This window comes from Serratia proteamaculans (genome assembly GCF_008830365.1).
GTDB lineage: Bacteria > Pseudomonadota > Gammaproteobacteria > Enterobacterales > Enterobacteriaceae > Serratia > Serratia proteamaculans.
The window spans coordinates 1,572,232-1,592,475 of sequence record NZ_WBKI01000001.1 but is presented as its reverse complement, the minus strand read 5'-3'; the positions used below and the strand labels follow the sequence as shown (position 1 = coordinate 1,592,475).

18 protein-coding genes are annotated in these 20,244 nt (G+C 55.4%); 8 read left to right on the top strand and 10 right to left on the bottom strand.

Features of this window, described 5'->3' with window-relative positions; genetic code table 11:
• Positions 1-37 precede the first annotated feature (37 nt).
• Both F8R23_RS07550 and F8R23_RS07545 read left to right on the top strand, forming a co-directional pair.
• Positions 38-1,120, top strand: coding sequence for a FecCD family ABC transporter permease (locus tag F8R23_RS07550; RefSeq protein WP_112348899.1), 1,083 nt, complete (start codon positions 38-40; stop codon positions 1,118-1,120).
• Positions 1,117-1,905: an ABC transporter ATP-binding protein gene (locus F8R23_RS07545; RefSeq protein WP_129936511.1), complete on the top strand. Its 789-nt coding sequence runs from the start codon at positions 1,117-1,119 to the stop codon at positions 1,903-1,905. Before F8R23_RS07550 ends, F8R23_RS07545 begins: the two co-directional genes overlap by 4 nt.
• A gap of 37 nt (positions 1,906-1,942) precedes the next feature.
• On the opposite strand, the gene F8R23_RS07540 is transcribed toward F8R23_RS07545, so the two are convergent.
• The 6 genes from F8R23_RS07540 to puuR all read right to left on the bottom strand — a co-directional run bounded on the left by F8R23_RS07540 (position 1,943) and on the right by puuR (position 9,689).
• A complete protein-coding gene (locus tag F8R23_RS07540; RefSeq protein ID WP_129938386.1) occupies positions 1,943-2,881 on the bottom strand; it encodes a siderophore ABC transporter substrate-binding protein in 939 nt (312 codons plus the stop codon).
• A 67-nt stretch (positions 2,882-2,948) separates the two neighbouring features.
• Entirely contained in the window at positions 2,949-4,943 is a 1,995-nt protein-coding gene (locus tag F8R23_RS07535) for a ligand-gated channel protein (protein ID WP_129936509.1), read from the bottom strand.
• A gap of 260 nt (positions 4,944-5,203) precedes the next feature.
• Positions 5,204-6,199: an ABC transporter permease gene (locus tag F8R23_RS07530; protein ID WP_085117625.1), complete on the bottom strand. Its 996-nt coding sequence runs from the start codon at positions 6,197-6,199 to the stop codon at positions 5,204-5,206.
• Positions 6,196-7,707 (bottom strand): sugar ABC transporter ATP-binding protein, encoded by a 1,512-nt coding sequence (locus tag F8R23_RS07525; RefSeq protein WP_129936508.1) that lies wholly within the window; start codon positions 7,705-7,707, stop codon positions 6,196-6,198. The genes F8R23_RS07530 and F8R23_RS07525 overlap by 4 nt, the downstream gene beginning before the upstream one ends.
• A gap of 123 nt (positions 7,708-7,830) precedes the next feature.
• Positions 7,831-9,111 carry an NAD(P)/FAD-dependent oxidoreductase gene (locus tag F8R23_RS07520; protein ID WP_129938384.1) on the bottom strand — a complete coding sequence of 427 codons (1,281 nt, stop codon included), beginning with the start codon at positions 9,109-9,111 and terminating at the stop codon, positions 7,831-7,833.
• Positions 9,112-9,131: 20 nt separating this feature from the next.
• Positions 9,132-9,689 carry an HTH-type transcriptional regulator PuuR gene (puuR, locus tag F8R23_RS07515; RefSeq protein ID WP_129938383.1) on the bottom strand — a complete coding sequence of 186 codons (558 nt, stop codon included), beginning with the start codon at positions 9,687-9,689 and terminating at the stop codon, positions 9,132-9,134.
• 394 nt (positions 9,690-10,083) lie between these two features.
• Between puuR and F8R23_RS07510 the strand changes: the two genes are divergently transcribed.
• Together F8R23_RS07510 and F8R23_RS07500 are read left to right on the top strand one after the other, a co-directional pair.
• On the top strand, positions 10,084-11,502 hold the full coding sequence (locus F8R23_RS07510) for a glutamine synthetase family protein (RefSeq protein ID WP_099063742.1): 1,419 nt from the start codon (positions 10,084-10,086) through the stop codon (positions 11,500-11,502).
• Positions 11,503-12,036: 534 nt separating this feature from the next.
• A complete protein-coding gene (locus F8R23_RS07500; RefSeq protein WP_012145931.1) occupies positions 12,037-13,404 on the top strand; it encodes an APC family permease in 1,368 nt (455 codons plus the stop codon).
• A gap of 53 nt (positions 13,405-13,457) precedes the next feature.
• On the opposite strand, the gene sbcB is transcribed toward F8R23_RS07500, so the two are convergent.
• The 3 genes from sbcB to F8R23_RS07485 form a co-directional block, all read right to left on the bottom strand.
• Positions 13,458-14,885 carry an exodeoxyribonuclease I gene (gene sbcB, locus F8R23_RS07495; RefSeq protein WP_129936506.1) on the bottom strand — a complete coding sequence of 476 codons (1,428 nt, stop codon included), beginning with the start codon at positions 14,883-14,885 and terminating at the stop codon, positions 13,458-13,460.
• Positions 14,886-14,976: 91 nt separating this feature from the next.
• Positions 14,977-15,168, bottom strand: a complete 192-nt coding sequence (locus F8R23_RS07490) for a DNA polymerase III subunit theta (RefSeq protein ID WP_129936505.1) — start codon at positions 15,166-15,168, stop codon at positions 14,977-14,979.
• A gap of 75 nt (positions 15,169-15,243) precedes the next feature.
• Positions 15,244-15,453: a hypothetical protein gene (locus tag F8R23_RS07485; protein ID WP_129936504.1), complete on the bottom strand. Its 210-nt coding sequence runs from the start codon at positions 15,451-15,453 to the stop codon at positions 15,244-15,246.
• A gap of 257 nt (positions 15,454-15,710) precedes the next feature.
• On the opposite strand from F8R23_RS07485, the gene F8R23_RS07480 reads away from it, so the two are divergent.
• Positions 15,711-16,820 carry an SDR family oxidoreductase gene (locus F8R23_RS07480; protein ID WP_129936503.1) on the top strand — a complete coding sequence of 370 codons (1,110 nt, stop codon included), beginning with the start codon at positions 15,711-15,713 and terminating at the stop codon, positions 16,818-16,820.
• 32 nt (positions 16,821-16,852) lie between these two features.
• Here the strand turns inward: F8R23_RS07480 and F8R23_RS07475 are convergent, their stop codons facing one another.
• Positions 16,853-17,599 (bottom strand): S24 family peptidase, encoded by a 747-nt coding sequence (locus F8R23_RS07475; RefSeq protein WP_129936502.1) that lies wholly within the window; start codon positions 17,597-17,599, stop codon positions 16,853-16,855.
• Positions 17,600-17,803: 204 nt separating this feature from the next.
• Here F8R23_RS07475 and F8R23_RS07470 point away from each other — a divergent pair, with 204 nt between their 5' ends.
• The 3 genes from F8R23_RS07470 (at position 17,804) to tmaR (ending at position 20,217) form a co-directional block, all read left to right on the top strand.
• A complete protein-coding gene (locus tag F8R23_RS07470) occupies positions 17,804-18,571 on the top strand; it encodes an N-acetylmuramoyl-L-alanine amidase (RefSeq protein WP_129936501.1) in 768 nt (255 codons plus the stop codon).
• Between the two features lie 99 nt (positions 18,572-18,670).
• Positions 18,671-19,738 (top strand): FUSC family protein, encoded by a 1,068-nt coding sequence (locus F8R23_RS07465; protein WP_129936500.1) that lies wholly within the window; start codon positions 18,671-18,673, stop codon positions 19,736-19,738.
• Positions 19,739-19,899: 161 nt separating this feature from the next.
• On the top strand, positions 19,900-20,217 hold the full coding sequence (gene tmaR / locus F8R23_RS07460) for a PTS system regulator TmaR (protein WP_020827737.1): 318 nt from the start codon (positions 19,900-19,902) through the stop codon (positions 20,215-20,217).
• Positions 20,218-20,244 lie beyond the last annotated feature (27 nt).

Sequence of the window (20,244 nt, the reverse complement as noted above, 5' to 3'; positions counted from 1 at the left end):
ACCGCTATGGTCATCGTCGTAACAGGTATCCGAAATAATGAGCGTATCCACCGATCCTCTGTCTGACGCCAAGGGGCAACCTGACGTCAATGTTATGGGGCGTTATCACCATATTCTCCGCCACCGTTTATTGATGATGGGGGTGTTGGCATTGGCGATTTTGGGATCGCTGCTGCTGGATTTTACCCTGGGGCCCTCAGGTCTTTCGTTGTCCTCGCTGTGGCAAACGCTGATTGATCCTGCGACGGCCGATGCCGGAACGCGGGTGATCGTCTGGGATATCCGCCTGCCATATGCCCTGATGGCGGTGGTGGTGGGCTTTGCGCTTGGCCTGGCCGGTGCCGAAATGCAGACCATCCTGAATAACCCGCTGGCTAGCCCCTTTACCCTGGGTGTGTCTTCTGCTGCGGCTTTCGGCGCGGCGCTGGCCATCGTGTTGGGGATTGGCTTACCGGGCATTCCCGACCAGTGGTTTATTTCTGCCAATGCGTTTGTTTTCGCCCTGTTCGCCGCGCTGATGCTGGACGGTATTACGCGCTGGACGCGGGTTGCCACCTCCGGGGTGGTGCTGTTTGGCATTGCGCTGGTGTTCACCTTTAACGCGCTGGTTTCCATGATGCAGTTTATTGCCAGCGAAGACACGCTGCAGGGGCTGGTGTTCTGGACCATGGGCAGCCTGGCGCGCGCCTCATGGGACAAGCTGGGTATCCTGCTCGGAGTATTCGCTGTGCTGCTGCCGTTGTCGATGATGAGCTCATGGAAACTGACCGCGCTGCGTCTGGGTGAAGATCGGGCGGTGAGCTTTGGTATCGACGTGCGTCGTCTGCGTCTGACCACTTTATTGCGTATCAGTATTCTTTCCGCATTAGCGGTGGCGTTTGTCGGGCCTATCGGTTTTATCGGCCTGGTGGCGCCCCATATCGCCCGAATGATTTTCGGTGAAGATCACCGTTTCTATCTGCCGGCCAGTGCGCTGATTGGTGCGCTGGTGTTGTCGATGGCTTCCGTAGTGTCGAAAAACCTGATCCCGGGGATCATCATTCCGGTGGGTATTGTCACCTCGCTGGTGGGTGTACCGTTCTTCCTGAGTATTATTTTGCGTCATCGGGGGAATGTATGAGCCAGGGATTACGCATTGAGCATTTTTCTGCCGGTTATCCGAAGCGTCAGGTGATCAGCGATCTGGCGGTCCCGATGTTATCTCGCGGTCAAATCACCGTGCTGTTGGGGCCGAACGGCAGTGGAAAGTCGACGCTGCTACGTTCATTGGCGGGGTTAAACCCGGCGCAGGGGCAACTGTGGCTGGATGATACCGATTTAATGCAGATGCCTTTTGCCCGCCGGGCTGAAAAGGTGGTGTATCTGCCACAATCGTTGCCTGCCGGGGTGCATCTGCACGTGCTGGAGTCGATTATAGTGGCGCAACGCGCTTCAGGCGGCCGCAGCAACGCCGGCAGCGAGGCCGAGGTGATGGCGCTGCTCGAGCAGCTGGGCATCGCCCATTTGGCGCTGAGCTATCTTGATCAGCTCTCCGGTGGGCAGAAACAGTTGGTCGGGTTGGCACAGTCGCTGATCCGCCAGCCCTCGTTGTTGTTGCTGGATGAACCGCTGAGCGCGCTCGATCTCAACTACCAGTTTCACGTGATGGATCTGGTGCGTAAAGAGACGCGTAAACGCAATATCATCACGGTGGTGGTGGTGCATGACATCAATATCGCCCTGCGTCATGGTGACCATGTACTGATGCTGCAGAATGGCGAATTGATTGCCGACGGTGCGCCGGAAGAGGTGATTACGCCGCAGAGTCTGGCGCGGGTGTATGGCGTGCGTGGGCGGATTGAGCGTTGTTCGCAAGGGACACCGCAGGTGTTGATCGACGGCCTGGTGAACCAGCCGGTGGTTTGATATCAGGAAGGCCCGGTGATCACCGGGCCTTTTACTATTACTTCTTGTTTAGCGCGTCGGCGACGCGTTCGACGATATGCTGACTGGTGATAATACCGCCAGACAAATAGACCTCCGCCGCCGGCAAATAAACCACCTGACCTTTCTTCACCGCCACGGTGTTTTTCAGCGCGGTAGTGGTGAGTATCTTCTGCGGAGCAACCGCATTCGGACGGCCGGTTGCCGCATCGCGATCGATGATAAACAGCCAGTCCGGGTTCAGTTTAGCCACCTGCTCGGGCGATAGCTTGTTGCCGCGGACATCGGGGTTTTCGCTCTGTAACGCCGAAGGGAATCCGAGCGCATCGTAGGTAAAGCTGAAACGGCTCTTGGGCGCATAAGCGCTGATTTTCCCGCCAGAGAATAACACCACCAGGCCACGCCCGGCTTTTGCCACTTGCGGTTTGACTGCTGCAATTTCAGCGTCCAGTTTGTCGACCGCGGCCTGTGCCTGCTGCTGTTTATCGAACAACTCACCCAACTGCAGAGTCCGTTGCTTAAGGCTGCCCAGTTGATCTTGCGGATCAATCGCCATATTCAACGTTGGTGCGATACCACTCAGTTCACTATAGGCCTTGGAAGAGCGACCGGCGATCAGGATAAGATCCGGTTTGGCTGCGCGCAGCGTGGCCATGTCCGGTTCAAACAGGGTACCGGCGTTGAGGTATTTGGCATCCTGATACTGCTTCAGGCTATCCGGCAGCATGCTGCGGTTGCCTGGCAGTGCCAGCGGCTCGACGCCCAGCAGTTGCAGGGTTTCCAGCGAAGCGTAGTCCAGCACCACCACGCGTTGCGGGTGTTTTTTCACTTCTGTGGTGCCGTTAAGATGTTGAAAGCTGACCGTTGCCGGGGCCGCAGTGTGGGGTTGACTGTTGCAGCCTGCCAGCGTCATACAGGCCAGCAGGGCGATAACCATGGGGGAACGACGTAATGTCATTAAGGCTTCCTCGGGTGCGAGAGTGACAAAAAGGGCGCGCAGTTTGAAGTGCGCGCCCAGTGTGGCATCAGAAGTTGTAAGTCATGCCGACGGTGTAGCGGCGACCATCCAGTACGGTGTTGTAGTGATCGTAATCCACGGTTTTGTCGAGGATGTTGTAGACCCCACCGGTAACCTGCAGGTTTTTATTGGCCTTATAGCTCAGCCCGGCATCGACAAAGGTGTAAGACGGCGTGCTCTTGGCCATTGACGTCCGGCTTAAATAATCTGAAGTCTTGCTGCGGAAGTTCACGCGTGACCACAGGCTGACGTCTTGTGTGGCCTGCCAATCCAGCACGCTGTTAACCATATGTTTCGGCATCTGGTTCAGCGGCTTGCCCTGGAAATCTCCGCTTTTCTGTTCGGACGAGGTATAGGTATAGTTGGTGGTCCACTCCCAGTCCTTGGTGATTTCCCAACCGAAGGTGGCCTCTACGCCGCGCATATTGGCTTTATCAACGTTAGTGCGGTCACTGATAAAGTAGTAAGGCGTATTGCCGATCATGCATTGTGCGTCGCCATCACCGCTGTCACAGCGACGGACTTCGGTGATCTTGTCTTTGAAGTCGGTGTTGAACAGGGTTACGCCGGCGTTCAGGCCCTGTTGGTTATCCCACATCACGCCGATCTCTTCGCTCAGGCTCTTCTCTGGCTGCAGGTCCGGGTTGCCGATAATGATTGAGGTGCGCCCACCACCGGTGATTTGTCCCCAGTTGGCAGAGGATTGGCGCAGGTCTGGTGACCGGTAGCCGGCGGAAACGCCGCCTTTCAGGGTAAATTGCTCGGTCAGGTGCCAGACGCCGTACATGCGCGGTGTCCAGTGGTTGCCGTAGTTCTGGTCCTGATCCATACGGATGCCGCTGGTCAGGCTGAAGTCGTTGGTCATCGCCCATTCGTCTTCGGCAAACAGCGCCCAGCTCCAACGGGTCAGCTTATTCAAGCCATCTGCCGCTTCCAACTGATTGCCTTCGTCACTCAATTTTTCGTAACGATATTGACCACCCAGGCTCAGCATATGGGCGCCGAGATCAAACTGGGTTTGGGTATTGAGGATGGTGTTATACATCTTCATTTTGCGGCCCGGATTATTGTTTTCTTCGTGCTGAATGTAACTGGTGGTGTTGCCGAAGTCGTAATAACCGTTATGCGTCAGTGCATAGTTGGTGCGGGCGTAAAGGCTGTCACTGGCGGTGTTTGGCGTACATTTGTTATTGCGACAGTTTTCGGTCGCCATGGATTTACCTGGCGTGCTGTTACGGTCCTGCAGCGAGCGGCCAACTTCAAAGTCGAATTCGTTTTTATCATCCGGTGTCAGGCTAAATACCGCAGTGCCGCTGCGCATGCGCTGTTCGTTAAAGCCGTTGAGGATTTGATCCTCGGCACGACGCGACAGCAGGCCGTTGACCCGCAGGCCCAGCAAGCCTTCAATCAGCGGGCCGGAGGCGTAGGCGTTGGTCTGGAAAATATCGCCGGAGTCACTGCGTTCCTGGAAGGTGGCGTCGCCGTGCAGAGAGCCTTTCCATTCGGTCCTGGAGGTCTTGCGGGTGATCACGTTGATCACGCCGCCCATGGCATCGGAACCATACAGCGATGACATAGGGCCACGTACTACTTCGATGCGTTCGATGGCTTCCAGCGGTGGCAACCAACCCTGTTCGATGCCGGAGTTATCGCTGTTCGGGCGAGTGCCACGCGTGTCCACGCGTTTGCCATCTACCAGAATCAGGGTGTATTTGGAGGACATGCCGCGGATGCTGATATCGCTGCTGCTTGCCCCGCCGGTGACTACCACGCCCGGCACGTCTTTTAATGCGTCGGTGACGTCGCGATAGGCTTTGTCTTCAATCTGCTGGCGTGGGATCACTGAGATAGAGGCTGCGGAATCCTGGATCCGTTGCTGGAAACCGGAGGCGGTCACCACCATGGTGTCCTGTGCATCATCTTGTGGTGCGGCGAAGACGCCGGCGCTGCCGAGTGAGGCAATAATCAGTGCGGTAAGCTGGTTATAACGTGGCTTTTCCATGAGGCAAACCTTTCCTGGTCTGATGTAAATCGACAAAGTGTCGTTTTAACGGTTTGAATAATAAGTAGAAACGGGCTCCGTCGTTGCGAAGATCGTCGTTCCGTCAGTATTTCGTCAGGCCATTGTAAGGATTTCAAACAAAATGTAAACGCAAATGATAATTCGTATCATTTGTATGCTTATAAAAGGAAAGGGGATATGACGAAGAAATTGATGAATGGCAGGAAAAAACCGGCGCAGCAGGGCGTGCGCCGGGGGGATCAACGTTTCTGGATGTAGGTGATCGCCAGCGCCAGGGCCAGCACCAGGCCTTTGATAATGTCCATCGCGTAGTAGGGGACGGAGAGCATCACCAGGCCGTTCTGCAGCACGCCGAGGATCACCGCGCCGACCAGCGTGCCAAGCGCGTTAGGTTTGCCGGAGCCGGCCAGCGAAAAACCAATGTAGGCGGCGGCAACCGCATCCATCAGATAACCGCTGCCGGCATTCACCTGCGAAGAACCAATACGTGACGCCAGCAGTATGCCGCCAAGCGAGGCCAGCAGGGCAGAAATGACATAAGCTGCAACCCTGTAACGTACGGTACGGATACCCGAAAGGCGTGCCGCCTCCGGGTTACCGCCGATGGCATACATACGACGGCCATGCTTGGTCAGCGACAGGAACAGCTGCACCACAACAGTGACTGCCAGCATAATCAGCACGATCACCGGTACCTGGCCCAGTGATGAGAAGATCTCCGGGATCAGGCCTTCCGCCATATCGCCGTTCGGCAGCAGCATATTTTGGGTGATGGATCCGCCGTAGCTGTAGGTCATCGCCACGCCCTGGATCACAAACAGGCTGGCCAGCGTCGCCAGCATATCGGGGATCTTCAGCACCACGATCAGGAAAGCGTTAAACAGCCCGACCAGCGTGCAAATCAGCAACGTCAGCACAATCGCGCCGGTGGTCCCGAAGCCGTACCAAACAAACAGCGAAACCACCAGGGCGTTGGCCAGCGAGGCGGTGGAACCGACGGAAAGGTCGAAACCGCCGACCGACAGCGAAATGGAGACCCCTATGGCGATCACCGTGACGATGGCAATTGAGCGTAAAATATTGATGATGTTATTGGGATCGAGGAAGTTGTCCGACGCCAGCCCGAACAGGGCGATCAGCGCGACAACGGTGAGTAACATCCCCCATTTGTAGAGAAATTCAAACAGCTGATGGCGCCAGGGTTGCGCATTCTGCAGGGATAATTCTTTACTCACGCTGGGGTTCCTCCGGTGGAATACAGTAATAGGGTTTCTTCATCAATCTCGGCGGCGTTAAGCTCCGCCACCACTCGGCCATCCCACAGCACGCAGATGCGATCGCATAAACCGACCAGCTCGGAGAACTCGCCGGAAGCATAGATAATGCCTTTACCGTCACGTGCCAGGCCGTCGATCAGGGTGAACAGCTCCTGTTTGGCCTTGATATCCACGCCCTTGGTCGGCTCATCGAAAATCAGCACTTTGGCGTCGCCGCGTAACCATTTGCCAATGGCGACTTTTTGCTGGTTGCCGCCCGACAGCCTGGCCAGCCGCTGTTGCGGGCCAGAGGCTCGGATGTTCAGGCGCTGCATGATATCCCGCGCCCAGCGCAGTTCCTGACGGCGGTTGAACAGGCTCCAGCGTGAGAAGCTTTCGTCGGCGCTGACGCTCAGGTTCATCGGGATGGCTTCATCAATAAAAATGCCTTCTTTGCGCCGTTCTTCCGGCACCAGCGCCAACCCTTGTTCAACGCTGAGGTGCGGCGCGCGCGGGGCCCAGGGCTTACCCAGCAGTTCGCCCCGTTCAACCCGGGCTGCTGAGGCACCAAACAGCGCCTTGCACAGTTCGGTTTTGCCTGCACCGGCCAGCCCGGCAATACCGAGGATTTCCCCCTGATGCAGCCTTAGCGTGACGTCACGCAGCTTGTGGCGATCGTTCAGACCTTCCACCTGCAACAGCGGACGGGCACCGTGCGGTGGGCGCGGTGGCGGGAAGATGTCGTCCAACTGATGGCCGAGCATCTTTTCGACAATCTGCTCACCGCTCAGCCCCTGCATGGTGTCTTCGCTGACGTGGCGGCCATCGCGCAGTACCGTCAGGCGGTCGCAGATTTCGCTCAGTTCATGAATGCGGTGGGAAATAAACACCACGCCGATGCCTTCGGACTTAAGACGGCGCACCACGCGGAACAGACGTTCACTTTCAGTGCGATCAAGCGGGGCAGTGGGTTCATCGAGTACCAGGAAACGGCAACGGTGGGACAGCGCACGGGCCAGCAGCACCTGCTGTTTTTCCGCCAATGTGCAGTCCGCCAATCGTTGACGCAGGTTAATGGTTAAATCCAACTGGGCCAGTAACTGTGCCGCCTGGCGATACAGTTGTGCCCAGTTCAGCAGATGGCCCGGCTGGTTCAGCCAGTCGAGCATGATATTTTCCGCCACCGACAGCGTGGGGATCAGCGCCACATCCACTTCCTGCTGCACCACGTGGATCCCGTGCTGACGCGCCTGCAGCGGCGAATGAATATCCACTTTTTGGCCGTCGATAAAGATCTCACCACGGTAATGGTTGTGCGCACCGGAAAGTATTGCCATCAGCGTGGATTTTCCTGCGCCATTAGCGCCGACCAGCGCATGGGTAGAGCCGCCCTGCAGGGTGAAGTCAACGTTTTGCAGGGCGTTGAAGCCAGCAAAGGCGATCGAAATATTGCGCATCTCGAGGCGTGAGGGCGTAGGAATTGGCATAGTGTGATTAAAAGACGTTTAGGTGTTTAGATGGCTAAAGTAAGCCTTTTGTAACACAGATTGCGATTTCCGCAACAAACTAAATGGCATAACTGAGATCAAAAAAATCTGGTCGGGCAGGCACTAGAACCCCAGCCGGTCACGCAACGCATAGTAGGCCGCGCCGAGGGCGGTGAAGGGAACGCGCAGCTGGCGTCCACCCAAAAAAGGCAGGTGCGGCAATTTGGCGAAGGCGTCAAAGCGTTCGGCATCGCCGCGCAGCACTTCGGCGATCAGCTTGCCCGCCAAATGCGTGCTGGTCAGGCCATGACCGCTGTCGCCCTGCATGTAATAGACGTTATTCTCCAACCGACCAAACTGCGGCATACGTGACAGCGTCAGCAGGAAATTGCCGCTCCAGCGGTAATCAATCCGCACCCGTTTCAGTTGCGGGAAAGTCTTCAATAGCTTGGGCAGGATTAACGCGTCGATATCGGCAGGGTCGCGGGCGCCATACACCACGCCACCGCCATACAGCAGGCGGTTGTCGGCGGTCAGGCGAAAGTAATCCAGCAGGTAATTGCAGTCTTCGACACAGAAATTATTGGGCAGTAGCGACAGCACCATGTCACTGGACAACGGTTCGGTGGCGAGAACTTGTGAGCCGCAGGGCATGCTTAAGCGACTAAGGCGGGGTTCGAGTTGCTCACCGAGGTAGGCGTTGCCGGCAATAATCACAAAGTTGGCGCTGACCGACCCCTGGGCAGTGTGCACCTTGACCGTTTCGCCGTAGTCGATGCGCGTGGCGGCAGATTGTTCGAACAGCCGCCCGCCGTGACGGCGTACCGCCTCGGCTTCACCCAGCGCCAGATTGAGTGGATGCAGGTGGCCGCCGTTGTGATCCAACAGCCCGCCGACGTAACGCTCGCTGGCAATCTCACGGCGGATAGCCTGCTGATCCAACCATTCCAATTGGTGATTGCCATAGCGCTGCCAGCGGATCTGTTGCTGCTGCAGCTCATCGCGTTGTTTTGGATTCAGAGCGGCGAAGATGCCGCCGGGACGGTAGTCGCAGGCGATGGCGTATTGATCGATGCGCTGGCGGATAATCTCTGCCCCTTCGAACATCATGCTGCCCAGCATCGCTGCGGTATCCGCGCCATAGCGCGCTTCGATCACATCGATATCACGACTGTAGGAGTTGACTACCTGACCTCCGTTGCGACCGCTGGCGCCCCAGCCGATGCGGGCGGCTTCCAGCAGCACCACATCGTAACCGGCCTCAACCAAATGCAACGCCGACGACAGGCCGGTAAAGCCGCCGCCAATAATGCAGACGTCGCAGCGGACCGGCCCGTTCAGCGCCGGATAGGGCGCGAACGGGTTGGCGGTAGCGGCATAATAACTGGCGACATGTTCCTGCATAACGCCTCCGCCCCAAGGGGTCAGAAGGTGGTGGGGGTATGTGCGCTGACGATGCGGCAGACGCGCGCCGAGGTATTGCTGAAACTGTGGGGAATGCCGGTGTTAATCGCATAGCTCTGGCCGGCGCTCAGACTGTGGGTCTGGCCGTTGATGGTCAGCATGATCTCGCCTTCCAGCAGGGTGCCAATCTCCTCGCCCTGGTGCTTGATTTTCTCTCCGGTGGTGGTGCCGGGTTGGTAGGTTTCCAGCATCATCGCCAGATTGCGCGTTGGGTTGCCGTTGTGCACCAGCTTCATCGACACGCCCTGGCTGCCGATCTCGATCAGATCTTCGGCCTCGATCACCACTTTGGGTTCATTGGTGGCCTCAGGTTCGGCAAAGAATGCCGACAGCGACAGCCCGTAAACCTTCAGCAATTTTTGCAGCGTACTGATGGCCGGACTGACCTTGTCCTGCTCGATAGTGCTGATTGCGCTGTGGGTTAACCCGGACAGTTCGGCGACCCGGCGCTGCGACAAACCCAATTGCAGACGGATCTGTGACAGGCGCTTGCCTGGTGCCAAGCTGACTTCGCTCATAGCGGTACTTCCTTCTGGTAGGGACGACAGGCAGAAATGAATATCGGTGTCAGGTGCCTGTCTGAGTGAGTTCGACACAGCATGATATCGGTAGTTGTGACCGATATGGAAAATATATTGCCCATGACCACCCCCATTCTGGCGGACGAAATTCTGTACACAAAAAGGCAGTTAACGCCTTTTCGGTCAATATTTTATCAATTTAGCAGTCGGTGGCGAATAATCAAACAGGATTGTAACATTTGCAAACCATTTGTGTTAAGGCTATGTTTCATATTATGGATGTTATTTTGAGCGCCCATTCTGGCGCAGTCTACAGAGAAATCAGACCATGTGTTGAACCTATCGGCAGGCGAACGCAAGCGCGTTCTCAGAGCATAATGGCGGGTGATGTATGCAAACCAATATCGCAGCAGTTGAAAATTTTGCACAGCATAATGAAGAGAGGCGAAGTAGCGCGTTCCAACGTGAGGTTGCTCACTATTTGGAACGCCACCCCTCAACGCAGTATATCGATATCCTTCTCACTGACCTGAATGGTTCCTTCCGCGGTAAACGTATTCCCGTCTCCGGACTGAAAAAATTGGAAAAAGGCTGTTACTTCCCCGCCTCGGTATTCGCTATGGATATTTTGGGCAATGTGGTGGAAGAGGCAGGCCTGGGCCAGGAACTGGGTGAGCCGGACCGCGTTTGTCTGCCGGTGCTCGGTTCACTGACACCGTCAGCGGCGGACCCGGATAATATCGGTCAGGTGTTGCTGACCATGCTGGATGAAGATGGCACTCCCTTTGACGTTGAACCCCGTAATGTCCTGAATCGAGTGTGGCAGGCGTTGCGCCAGCGCGGCATGTTCCCGGTGGTAGCGGTAGAGTTGGAGTTCTATCTCATTGATCGACAGCGAGACTCAGAGGGGTATTTGCAGCCACCCTGTGCGCCCGGTACCCAGGAGCGCAATATGCAGAGCCAGGTTTACTCGCTGGATAACCTGAATCATTTTGCCGAGGTGTTAAACGACATCGACAGCCTGGCACAGATGCAGGGCTTGCCGGCGGACGGCGCGGTCGCGGAGGCCTCACCCGGCCAGTTCGAGGTGAACCTGAAGCATACCGATAACGTGCTGCTGGCCTGTGACCATGCGCTGGGGTTAAAGCGTCTGGTGCGAATGGTGGCGGAAAATCATCACTTGCACGCCACCTTTATGGCGAAACCTTATGAGGAATACGCCGGTAGCGGCATGCACGTACATATCAGCATGCTCGACGGCAACGGCAACAACCTGTTCGCGCAAGCGGACGGCGAAGACTCTACATTGCTGCATCGCGCGTTGGCCGGGATGATTACCTTAATGCCGGCTTCCATGGCGCTGCTGGCACCCAATATTAACGCCTTCCGTCGTTTTCAGCCGGGAATGTATGTGCCTACCCAGGCATCCTGGGGACACAATAACCGCACCGTTGCACTGCGTATTCCCTGCGGCGAGCAGGAGAATCATCGGGTGGAATACCGCGTTGCGGGCGCCGATGCCAATCCTTATCTGGTGGTGGCGGCGATACTGTCAGGCATTCTTTACGGGCTGGATAACGAACTGCCATTACCTGAGCCGGTGACCGGCAACGGGCTGGAGCAGGAAGGGCTGCCGTTCCCGATCCGCCAAAGCGATGCGCTGTATGAATTTGAGCATCAGCACGAACTGACGCAGTATCTCGGCGAGCGTTTCGCGCATGTTTATCACGCCTGCAAAATGGATGAACTGATGCAGTTCGAACGGCTGGTGACGGAAACCGAGATCGACTGGATGTTGAAAAATGCCTGAGGGGGCGTAAACTGAGCGTCATTAAGTTGATCGGTGAAAGTGAAGATAGCGGATTAATTCACCCATAAGGGCGCATTTCCGAACGATCGCGAAAAGAATTTGTTTAACAGGCCTTCCTGATCTTGTCATCAGGAGGGTTTCTGGTGCAAAATATCCCTAATGCAGATAGCCGACGTTTTAACGCGTCGGTTATTTTTTTTGCATTTGTGTTCTACAAACTGTGCGTTTCATACACCAAGCGAGGCCGGACACCGATCCGGATAGATAAATAGTTTCGTGCGCGATCAAATAAAACTTTATGGTCGTGACTCATGAGGATAAGAAAGATGGGGCAATTTTTCACTTTAGCACCGGTGCCCGCCGGTTTCCGCTGCGGTCGCAGCGATTATGGAGCAGCCAAGGCCGCCTTGACTCGTTATCCAGCTTCCAATCCCCTTCTTTTTGAATTCAGTCGCAAGTTGCGAAGTTTCCCCGCAACCTTAAGTCTTGGCGTGTCTACGCTCCGCAAGGCTGAAGGTAAGGGGGGGCTGCGTCATGTCCGATAACATCATCAATGCCGCTCCGGCTGAACGCGCACAGCTGCGTAAAACCCTGACTTTAGTTCCGGTAGTGATGATGGGGCTGGCTTATCTGCAGCCAATGACCATCTTCGATACCTTTGGCATCGTATCCGGCCTGACCGATGGTCACGTCGCCACTGCGTACGCCTTTGCTCTGCTGGCGGTCCTGTTTACCGCACTGAGCTACGGCAAACTGGTACGGAAATTCCCGTCCGCCGGTTCTGCCTATACCTATGCCCAGAAAGCCATCAGCCCGCACGTCGGCTTTATGGTGGGCTGGTCGTCGCTGCTGGACTACCTGTTCATGCCGATGATCAACATCCTGTTGGCCAAGATTTACCTGGAAGCCATTTTCCCGGGAGTGCCTTCGTGGATCTTCGTGGCGGCACTGGTCGCGCTGATGACGCTGTTCAACCTGCGCGGCATCAAGCTGGTGGCGAACCTGAACTCCATTATCGTGGTGGTGCAGGTGGCGATCATGATCGTGTTCCTGTTCCTGGTAGTGAACGGTATTTCACATGGTGAAGGTGCCGGTACGTTGATCAGCAGCCGTCCGTTCTGGTCTGAGGGTGCGCACGTGGTGCCGATGATTACCGGTGCGACCATTCTGTGCTTCTCGTTCCTCGGTTTTGACGGCATCAGTTCGCTGTCTGAAGAAACCAAAGACGCAGAGAACGTGATCCCGAAAGCCATCTTCCTGACGGCGTTGATCGGCGGTATCATCTTTATCGTGGTGTCTTACTTTGTACAGTTGTACTTCCCGGACATTTCACGCTTTAAAGATCCTGACGCGTCTCAGCCGGAAATCATGCTGTACGTGGCCGGCAAGTTCTTCCAGTCGGTGATCCTGGTGTTCTCTTGTGTGACCGTACTGGCTTCAGGCATGGCATCGCACGCCGGTGTTTCGCGCCTGATGTATGTGATGGGTCGTGATGGCGTATTCCCGGAGCGTTTCTTCGGTTATGTGCACCCGAAATGGCGTACCCCGGCACTGAACGTGCTGCTGGTCGGCGTGATTGCGTTGTCTGCGGTGTCGTTTGATCTGGTTACCGCAACGGCGCTGATTAACTTCGGTGCGCTGGTGGCGTTTACCTTTGTGAACCTGTCGGTGATCTCGCAGTTCTATATTCGCGACAAGCTGAACCGTACCGTTAAAGACACCTTTAACTACCTGATCCTGCCAATTATGGGTGCGCTGACCGTGGGCGCGCTGTGGCTGAATCTGGAAGCCAGCTCCATGACGCTGGGCCTGGTGTGGGCGGCAATTGGCCTGATTTACCTGGCCTTTGTGACCCGCAGCTTCCGCCTGCCGGTACCACAGGCTAGCGAAGACGTAGCCTAAGCTTTATTCAGTAAGTATTAAGAAGGGCGCCTCGGCGCCCTTTGTTGTTTTTGTCAGCCGACCAATTCTTTGCCGTACTCAAACAGCGCTTTCAATAGCGCGGTCTTTTCCTGATCGCCTTCATGCAGGTTATACAGCGATTCCAGTTGCAGGACATAGCTCTGCACCCGTTCGGCGCTCAGGGCTTCCTGACGATGCTGTAACCAGCGGCGTTGTTCGGCGTCATCCAGCGTATTGGGGTAGTTGCGGGCACGGAAACGGAACAGCAACTCCTTCATGCGGCTATCGCTGAAGGTCAGATCCAGCGCCGGCAGGTTCTGCGGTTTGGTCTGCTGAATAATCTTCATCGCCGCCTTGTCGGCATCGCTGAAGAAACCGTCGTACAGCCGCGCATCGACATCATCCGATCCCTTGAAAGGCTCGGCTTCGGCGAACAGCGCGACGACTTTTTCACGCACTTGCGGATGCTGGCGCAACAACTGCAGGTTTTGCAGGCAGGCCTGACGATCGATACCCAGCCGCTCGGCGTTTTCCGGCAGCAGGGTTTTGGCCGGTGCCAGCACCGGACATTTATTGATATGCACCAGTTTGATTGGGACTGGTGATTGCCCGGGGGCCAGATCGTCGCGGCGGGTATACAGCCGTTCACGCAGCTCGTCGGCACTCAGCGTCAGCAGCGGCGTCATATCGCCGGCCAGATCGCACATGATCACTGCGTTCTTGTTATCCGGGTGCCAGGCCAGCGGCGAGACCCAACTGGTGTTGCCGCGTGCGGCCCCGAACATGCCTGAAACGTGCACCAGGGGTGTCATTTCTGCGATGTCGATCAGGGCGTTCAGCTTATGCTTGTTACGGTGCTGCAGCAGGAAATCAAACAGCCGTGGCTGCGCCTGTTTAACCAGTTTGGCCATGGCGATGGTGGCGTAGACGTCCGACATCGCGTCATGGGCATGCTCATGTTCGATGCCGTTGGCACGGGTCAGGTGCTCCAGACGGAAGCTGGGGAAGCCGTCTTCGTTCTCCGGCCAGACGATGCCGTCCGGGCGCAGTGCATAACAGGCACGCATAACGTCGAGCAGATCCCAGCGTGAGTTGCCGTTCTGCCAGCTGTAGGCATAAGGATCATAGAAGCTGCGGTAGAAAATATTGCGGCTGACTTCGTCATCGAAGCGGATGTTGTTGTAACCCAGAATACAGGTGCCGGGCACGCTGAACGCCTGGTGGATCTGACGCGCAAAGTCGGCTTCGTTGACACCCTTGGCCAGCGCCAGTTGCGGCGTGATACCGGTGATCATCACCGCTTCAGGATCGGGAAGGTAGTCATCGGCCGGGGTGCAGTAGATGACTAACGGCTCTTCGATAATATTGAAATCCGCATCGGTACGCACACCGGCAAACTGCGCCGGGCGGTCCAGTGATGGGCTAATACCGAAAGTTTCGTAGTCGTGAATGTAGAATGTGGCCGGTGCCTTGCTGCTCAAAATCGCATCTCTCACGTGGCGTAGGGAATATGCCTCTATTGTAACGGCGAGATGTACGAGTCGTTAGTGTTAATCACCGAAATGCGCGGCATTACGCACTGCGGTAGTAGTTCAGGCGCAGATGAAAGTAGGGGCGTAAATAATCGGGCACCTGTTGTTCGGCGTTGGTGGCGTCATTGACGGTAATGCCATAGCGTTCGTTGTAAATGACGCTGAGGGCCAGTAAATCGACTTCAATTTTTTCACGCTCTGCTTGCGGTAAGCTATCCAGCTTTCGACCCATATTATTCTCCCTGTAAATCATAGGGCATCATAGGATCCTTGGCAGCGCTTGTCCCTACCCATTCTGGGGGGAGTCTCAAGAAGTCGGCGACTTTGCCTGGAGGCTGTGGCCGGGTGCCGCAGCACCATGATAATGCTGAGCATATCGGGCGGCAAAATCCTGCCGGTTTTGCAGATTAGCGTGCTCGAAGGCCCTATGGGCCGAGAAAACACTGCCGATCACCGCCAGCCAGAAAACGCTGCACAGGACCAGGATGCCCAGCCAGACTTTTTGGTTATAGCTCATAAATACTCCGGATGAGAAAAGGTAATAGAATTTGCCAGGAAATTAAATCAGAGTTTCTCTCAATGGAATGTCAACGGCCACATTATTATGGTTTGTTTTTTTGTTAATGTGTTACCAAATACCTTCGTGATGTTTCAGAACATTCCTTAAGATAATATTAAGAAAAGATAAATAGATGCCACTGAGTTTTATTTAGTATTCGTTTAATTGTTTCCACATACAATCAGCAGCATTCAATACCAATGTGGACACTTATTATGAAAACTCTGCTGTTAACCGGTGCTACCGGCTTTCTCGGTGGTGCGGTTCTCGAGAAATTAATTAAAGAAAATCAGTCTATTAACTATCTTCTGTTAGTGCGGGCTGAAAATGCACAGCAGGGACTGGAACGTATTCGAATGAATATGGAAAAGTTTAATGTTGATGCTGATTTATTTTCAAAGATCACGATAGAAAATATATTGCTGGGCGACTTAGGTGAGCCCGCTGACTTTTTAGCGGACACACGAATTAACAATGTAACGCACGTTATTAATTGTGCCGCAGTAGCCTCGTTTGGCAACAATCCTCTTATTTGGAAGGTGAACGTCGAAGGCACGCTGGCCTTTGCCGAGAGAATGGCGCAGGTGTCTGGATTAAAACGTTTCCTGCACGTGGGTACCGCCATGTCTTGTGCGCCGGAACCGGGTTCTCTGGTGGCAGAGAGTGGTGAATTTGAAGAAACCGCCGAGCATTTGGTGGAATACACCCGCTCCAAATCGACCATCGAGCAGCTAATGCGCCAACGCTGTCCGCAGCTGCCGCTGGTGATTGCCCGTCCTTCGATCGTGGTGGGGCATACTCGCCTGGGCTGCCAGCCTTCCAGCAGCATTTTCTGGGTGTTCAGCATGGCGCTGATGCTGCGCAAGTTTATGTGTTCACTGCAGGACAACATCGACGTGATCCCGGTCGATTACTGTGCCGATGCGCTGGTGATGCTGTTGAACAGCGAAACGCTGGATAATGATGTTTATCATATCTCCGCCGGTGAAGAGAGCAGCGTCAGCTTTGCGGATATTGACCGTGCGATTGCCGCCGCGCTGGAAAAACCGCCGCTTGGCGATCATTACGCGCAGGTCAGTTACGAAGCGCTGTTGAAAATGCGCAAGCAGCTGAAGGATATTTTCGGGCCTTGTAACGAACGACTGATGCTGAAGGCGATGCGCCTGTATGGATCTTTCGCCATGCTTAACGTGCGTTTCAGCAATGACAAAATCCTTAAGCTGGGCATGCCGAAGCCGCCGCGCTTTACCGACTATATCGACTGTTGCGTGCAGTCCACGCGTGGGTTATCGATCCAGCAGCAGATGGTGGTTGATTTTAAATAACAGCAAGGCGCCGACCCACGGCGCCCGGCTTATTACCAGGACGAAGAAGACCAGAAAACGCGGCCCAGCACCACCAGTTGGTCTTTGCGCTGCGGATAACTCAGGTGTTCGTCCTGGTATTCTTCCCGGTTCAGGGAGCGAATAGTGACGCCGCCGTCGGGCTGTTCTATCAACACTTTTACCCGCAGCAGATTACCGTGCCGAATGGCGTAGGTCTTGCCTTCGCGAATGCGGATGTCATCGGTATTAATCCCCACCACATCGCCGTCTTGCAGACGCGGTTCCATGCTGGAGCCCGAAATGCGGATGATGCGCGCGGCATTCACTGCCACCCCCATCTTGTGCAGATAGTAGCGACGGAAGATCAGCGAAAACTCTTCACGATCGACGATTTCATAACAGCCGTCGCCGGCAGAAAAATTGATATCCAGCAGCGGGATTTCCACAAACTCTTCCTTGTCCTGTTCGGTGTCTTCCCATACCACCGGCTTCAGGCGGGCAGGTTGAAAATCCGACTCTGCCGCCACGTTATCAAACGGCCGTACCAGCTCTTTTTCATGGAAAACGTCAAACCAGCCCTTGGGCAGATTCAGTTTGGCCTCGATCCGTCTGGCGAGGTTATCACCCAGGTTGCGGGATGACTTTTCACCGCTGATTTGGCTGAGCGTCGGCGAAGAGGACTCTACCAGCAGCGCAAACTCGTTCTGGTTAACACCCTGGCGGGCGTAGCTGGCCATCAGCTCGCGCAAATTATTGCGTCTTATTTCTTTGGTTTCCATTGTCGGATGATCGCACTCTTTAGCAAAAAGGTAAATATTGCTTTCACTAAATATTTCTTGCTTTAACTTTAGCAATTAGCTAAACATGAACGGGTGGACATGGTCCGCAAAGACATTGTAGGGTCGCTGTACGTTGCGGCCGCTTGAGCGGAACGGATCCTGCAATGACTGTGGTACGCGAGTTTAACTAACAAGGAATCTATTATGTTCAGTATGGATTACAACAGCTACCGTTCGGTAGCCAGCTTTGGCCACCGGGTGCGTTTTCTGGTGCTGCATTACACGGCGCAAAACTTTGCCGATTCGGTGCAGTCACTGACCGGCAAGTCGGTCAGCGCCCATTATCTGGTGCCGGATCCTGAAGATCAAAGCTATCAGGCCGCCGGTTTCAACGGCGTGCGCATTTTCAACCTGGTCGATGAAGTGGAACGCGCCTGGCATGCCGGGGCCAGTCAGTGGGGCAATCGCAATAATCTCAACGATACGTCGATTGGCATTGAGATCGTCAATCTGGCCAGCGGCGATGGCGAAGACATTAGCTTCCCGCCGTTTAACCCGCAGCAGATTGCGGCGGTCAGCCAACTGGCGCAGAACATTCTGCAACGCTATCCGGATATCACGCCGGTCAACGTGGTGGCGCATTCCGATATTGCTCCGGGCCGCAAAAGTGATCCCGGTCCGAAGTTTCCGTGGCACCAGCTATATCAGGCAGGTGTAGGCGCCTGGTATGACGAAGCGGTGAAGCAACGTCACCAGCATGAGTATCAGTGCCACGGCCTGCCGGCGCAGCCTGATTTGCTGGCGCTGTTCGCTAAATACGGTTACGACACCTCGGCAGCGACCGATGCCGAAGGCTATCGTCAACTGGTGCGCGCCTTCCAGCTGCATTTCCGTCAACGGCAGTACGACGGGGTGATGGATGTGGAAACCGCCGCCATTTTGCGCGCGCTGGTGGATAAATATGCCGCTTAACGTCTGACGGCGGATAGGGGACGCCTTATCCGCCTTTTCTCCGCCTGCCTTCCTCCGCTAAACTGATGTTCTTTCTCGCCATCGATAACGGGATGCATTGTGCGCCTCGACAGAAAAATATCGTCGTTTGAACGTCTGACTTATCGCCATTACCGCATTGTGCACGGTGTGCGCATTGGGCTGGCGTTTATCCTGACCTTCCTGCTGATCCGCCTGCTTGAAGTGCCGGAAGGCACCTGGCCGCTGATTACCCTGGTGGTGGTGATGGGGCCGATCTCGTTTTGGGGCAACGTGTTGCAAAGGGCGTTGCAGCGTATCGCCGGCACGGTGTTTGGTGCCGCCTCGGGCCTGATCGCGCTGTATCTTGAGCTGTATTCACTCCCCTTAATGCTGGCGTGGTGCGGGGTGGTGATGTTTTTCTGCGGCTATCTTACGCTCGGCAAACGGCCCTATATGGCGCTGTTGGTGGGTATTACGCTGGCGGTGGTCTGTGGCGCGGGGGCCGGTGATATGCACACTGCACTGTGGCGCAGCGGCGACGTGATTTTTGGCTCACTGCTGGCGTTGTTGTTCACCAGTATTTACCCACAGCGCGCCTACATCCTGTGGCGCATGCAGATGGCGGATTGCCTGCAAAGCGCGGGCAAGATCTACGGCGCTTATCTGTCCCCGAACATGATCGAACGGCCACGGCTGGAGCCGCAACTGAAAGACTTGCTGAATCAGGTGGTCAAATTGCGCGGGCTGATTGTGCCCAGCAGCAAAGAAACCCATATTCCCAAAGCGGTATTCGAAGCGGTGCAGACGCTGAGCCGCAATTTGGTCTGTACCCTGGAGCTGTTGGCCGACGCTTACTGGGCCTCGCGCGAAACCCATTTTATTATGCTGAATGCCAAAACCCTGCGCAGTGCGCAACTGTTGACGCTACGCTCGCTGGAAGCGCTGGCGGAGACAATGCGTAACGGCCCGCAGGCGCAGCGGGCGATGGCGGCAGGGGAACTGAGCGAAATCGCTGCGGAGCTGAAAACCCTGATGCAGGAAGCCAGCGTCAGCCAGCATGGTGAAGCACCGATCTACGGCTACGTATGGTTGAGCATGGAACTGACGCAGCAGTTGGAAGAGCTGGGTGACTTGCTCAAGGTGTGTACCGCCGGCGAGCGTGAATAGGGGGCCAGATCATGAAGCAGGCGCTTCGGGTTTTTGTCGCGGCGCTAAAGTGAGTAAGATAGGGCGATGAGTGTTGTGTCTGAGCGCCACAAACCTGTATCTTGGTCTCATTGTGGCCGTAAGCAAATGAATCTGTGTATTACTAAAGCAAGGGTATGAAGATGGATAATGCAAATAAGCCGAGTTTCCAGGACGTTCTGGAGTTTGTGCGTATGTTCCGACGTAAAAATAAGCTGCAGCGTGAAATTGTCGACAACGAGAAGAAAGTCCGCGACAACCAGAAGCGTGTGCTGTTGCTCGATAACCTGAGTGAGTACATCAAGCCGGGCATGAGCATTGAAGATGTTCAGGGCATCATTGCCAACATGCGTAGCGACTATGAAGATCGCGTTGATGACTACATCATCAAAAATGCCGATCTGTCTAAAGAACGTCGCGAACTGTCCAAAAAGCTGAAGGCTATGGGCGAAGTGAAGTAACCGTTTTTATTGGGCCAGGCACTCGCC

Coding starts and splice junctions, on each gene's coding strand:
- F8R23_RS07550 (WP_112348899.1), top strand. CDS start 38: ATGAGCGTATCCACCGATCCTCTGTCTGACGCCAAGGGGCAACCTGAC.
- F8R23_RS07545 (WP_129936511.1), top strand. CDS start 1,117: ATGAGCCAGGGATTACGCATTGAGCATTTTTCTGCCGGTTATCCGAAG.
- F8R23_RS07540 (WP_129938386.1), bottom strand. CDS start 2,881: ATGACATTACGTCGTTCCCCCATGGTTATCGCCCTGCTGGCCTGTATG.
- F8R23_RS07535 (WP_129936509.1), bottom strand. CDS start 4,943: ATGGAAAAGCCACGTTATAACCAGCTTACCGCACTGATTATTGCCTCA.
- F8R23_RS07525 (WP_129936508.1), bottom strand. CDS start 7,707: ATGCCAATTCCTACGCCCTCACGCCTCGAGATGCGCAATATTTCGATC.
- F8R23_RS07520 (WP_129938384.1), bottom strand. CDS start 9,111: ATGCAGGAACATGTCGCCAGTTATTATGCCGCTACCGCCAACCCGTTC.
- puuR (WP_129938383.1), bottom strand. CDS start 9,689: ATGAGCGAAGTCAGCTTGGCACCAGGCAAGCGCCTGTCACAGATCCGT.
- F8R23_RS07510 (WP_099063742.1), top strand. CDS start 10,084: ATGCAAACCAATATCGCAGCAGTTGAAAATTTTGCACAGCATAATGAA.
- F8R23_RS07500 (WP_012145931.1), top strand. CDS start 12,037: ATGTCCGATAACATCATCAATGCCGCTCCGGCTGAACGCGCACAGCTG.
- F8R23_RS07490 (WP_129936505.1), bottom strand. CDS start 15,168: ATGGGTCGAAAGCTGGATAGCTTACCGCAAGCAGAGCGTGAAAAAATT.
- F8R23_RS07485 (WP_129936504.1), bottom strand. CDS start 15,453: ATGAGCTATAACCAAAAAGTCTGGCTGGGCATCCTGGTCCTGTGCAGC.
- F8R23_RS07480 (WP_129936503.1), top strand. CDS start 15,711: ATGAAAACTCTGCTGTTAACCGGTGCTACCGGCTTTCTCGGTGGTGCG.
- F8R23_RS07475 (WP_129936502.1), bottom strand. CDS start 17,599: ATGGAAACCAAAGAAATAAGACGCAATAATTTGCGCGAGCTGATGGCC.
- F8R23_RS07470 (WP_129936501.1), top strand. CDS start 17,804: ATGTTCAGTATGGATTACAACAGCTACCGTTCGGTAGCCAGCTTTGGC.
- tmaR (WP_020827737.1), top strand. CDS start 19,900: ATGGATAATGCAAATAAGCCGAGTTTCCAGGACGTTCTGGAGTTTGTG.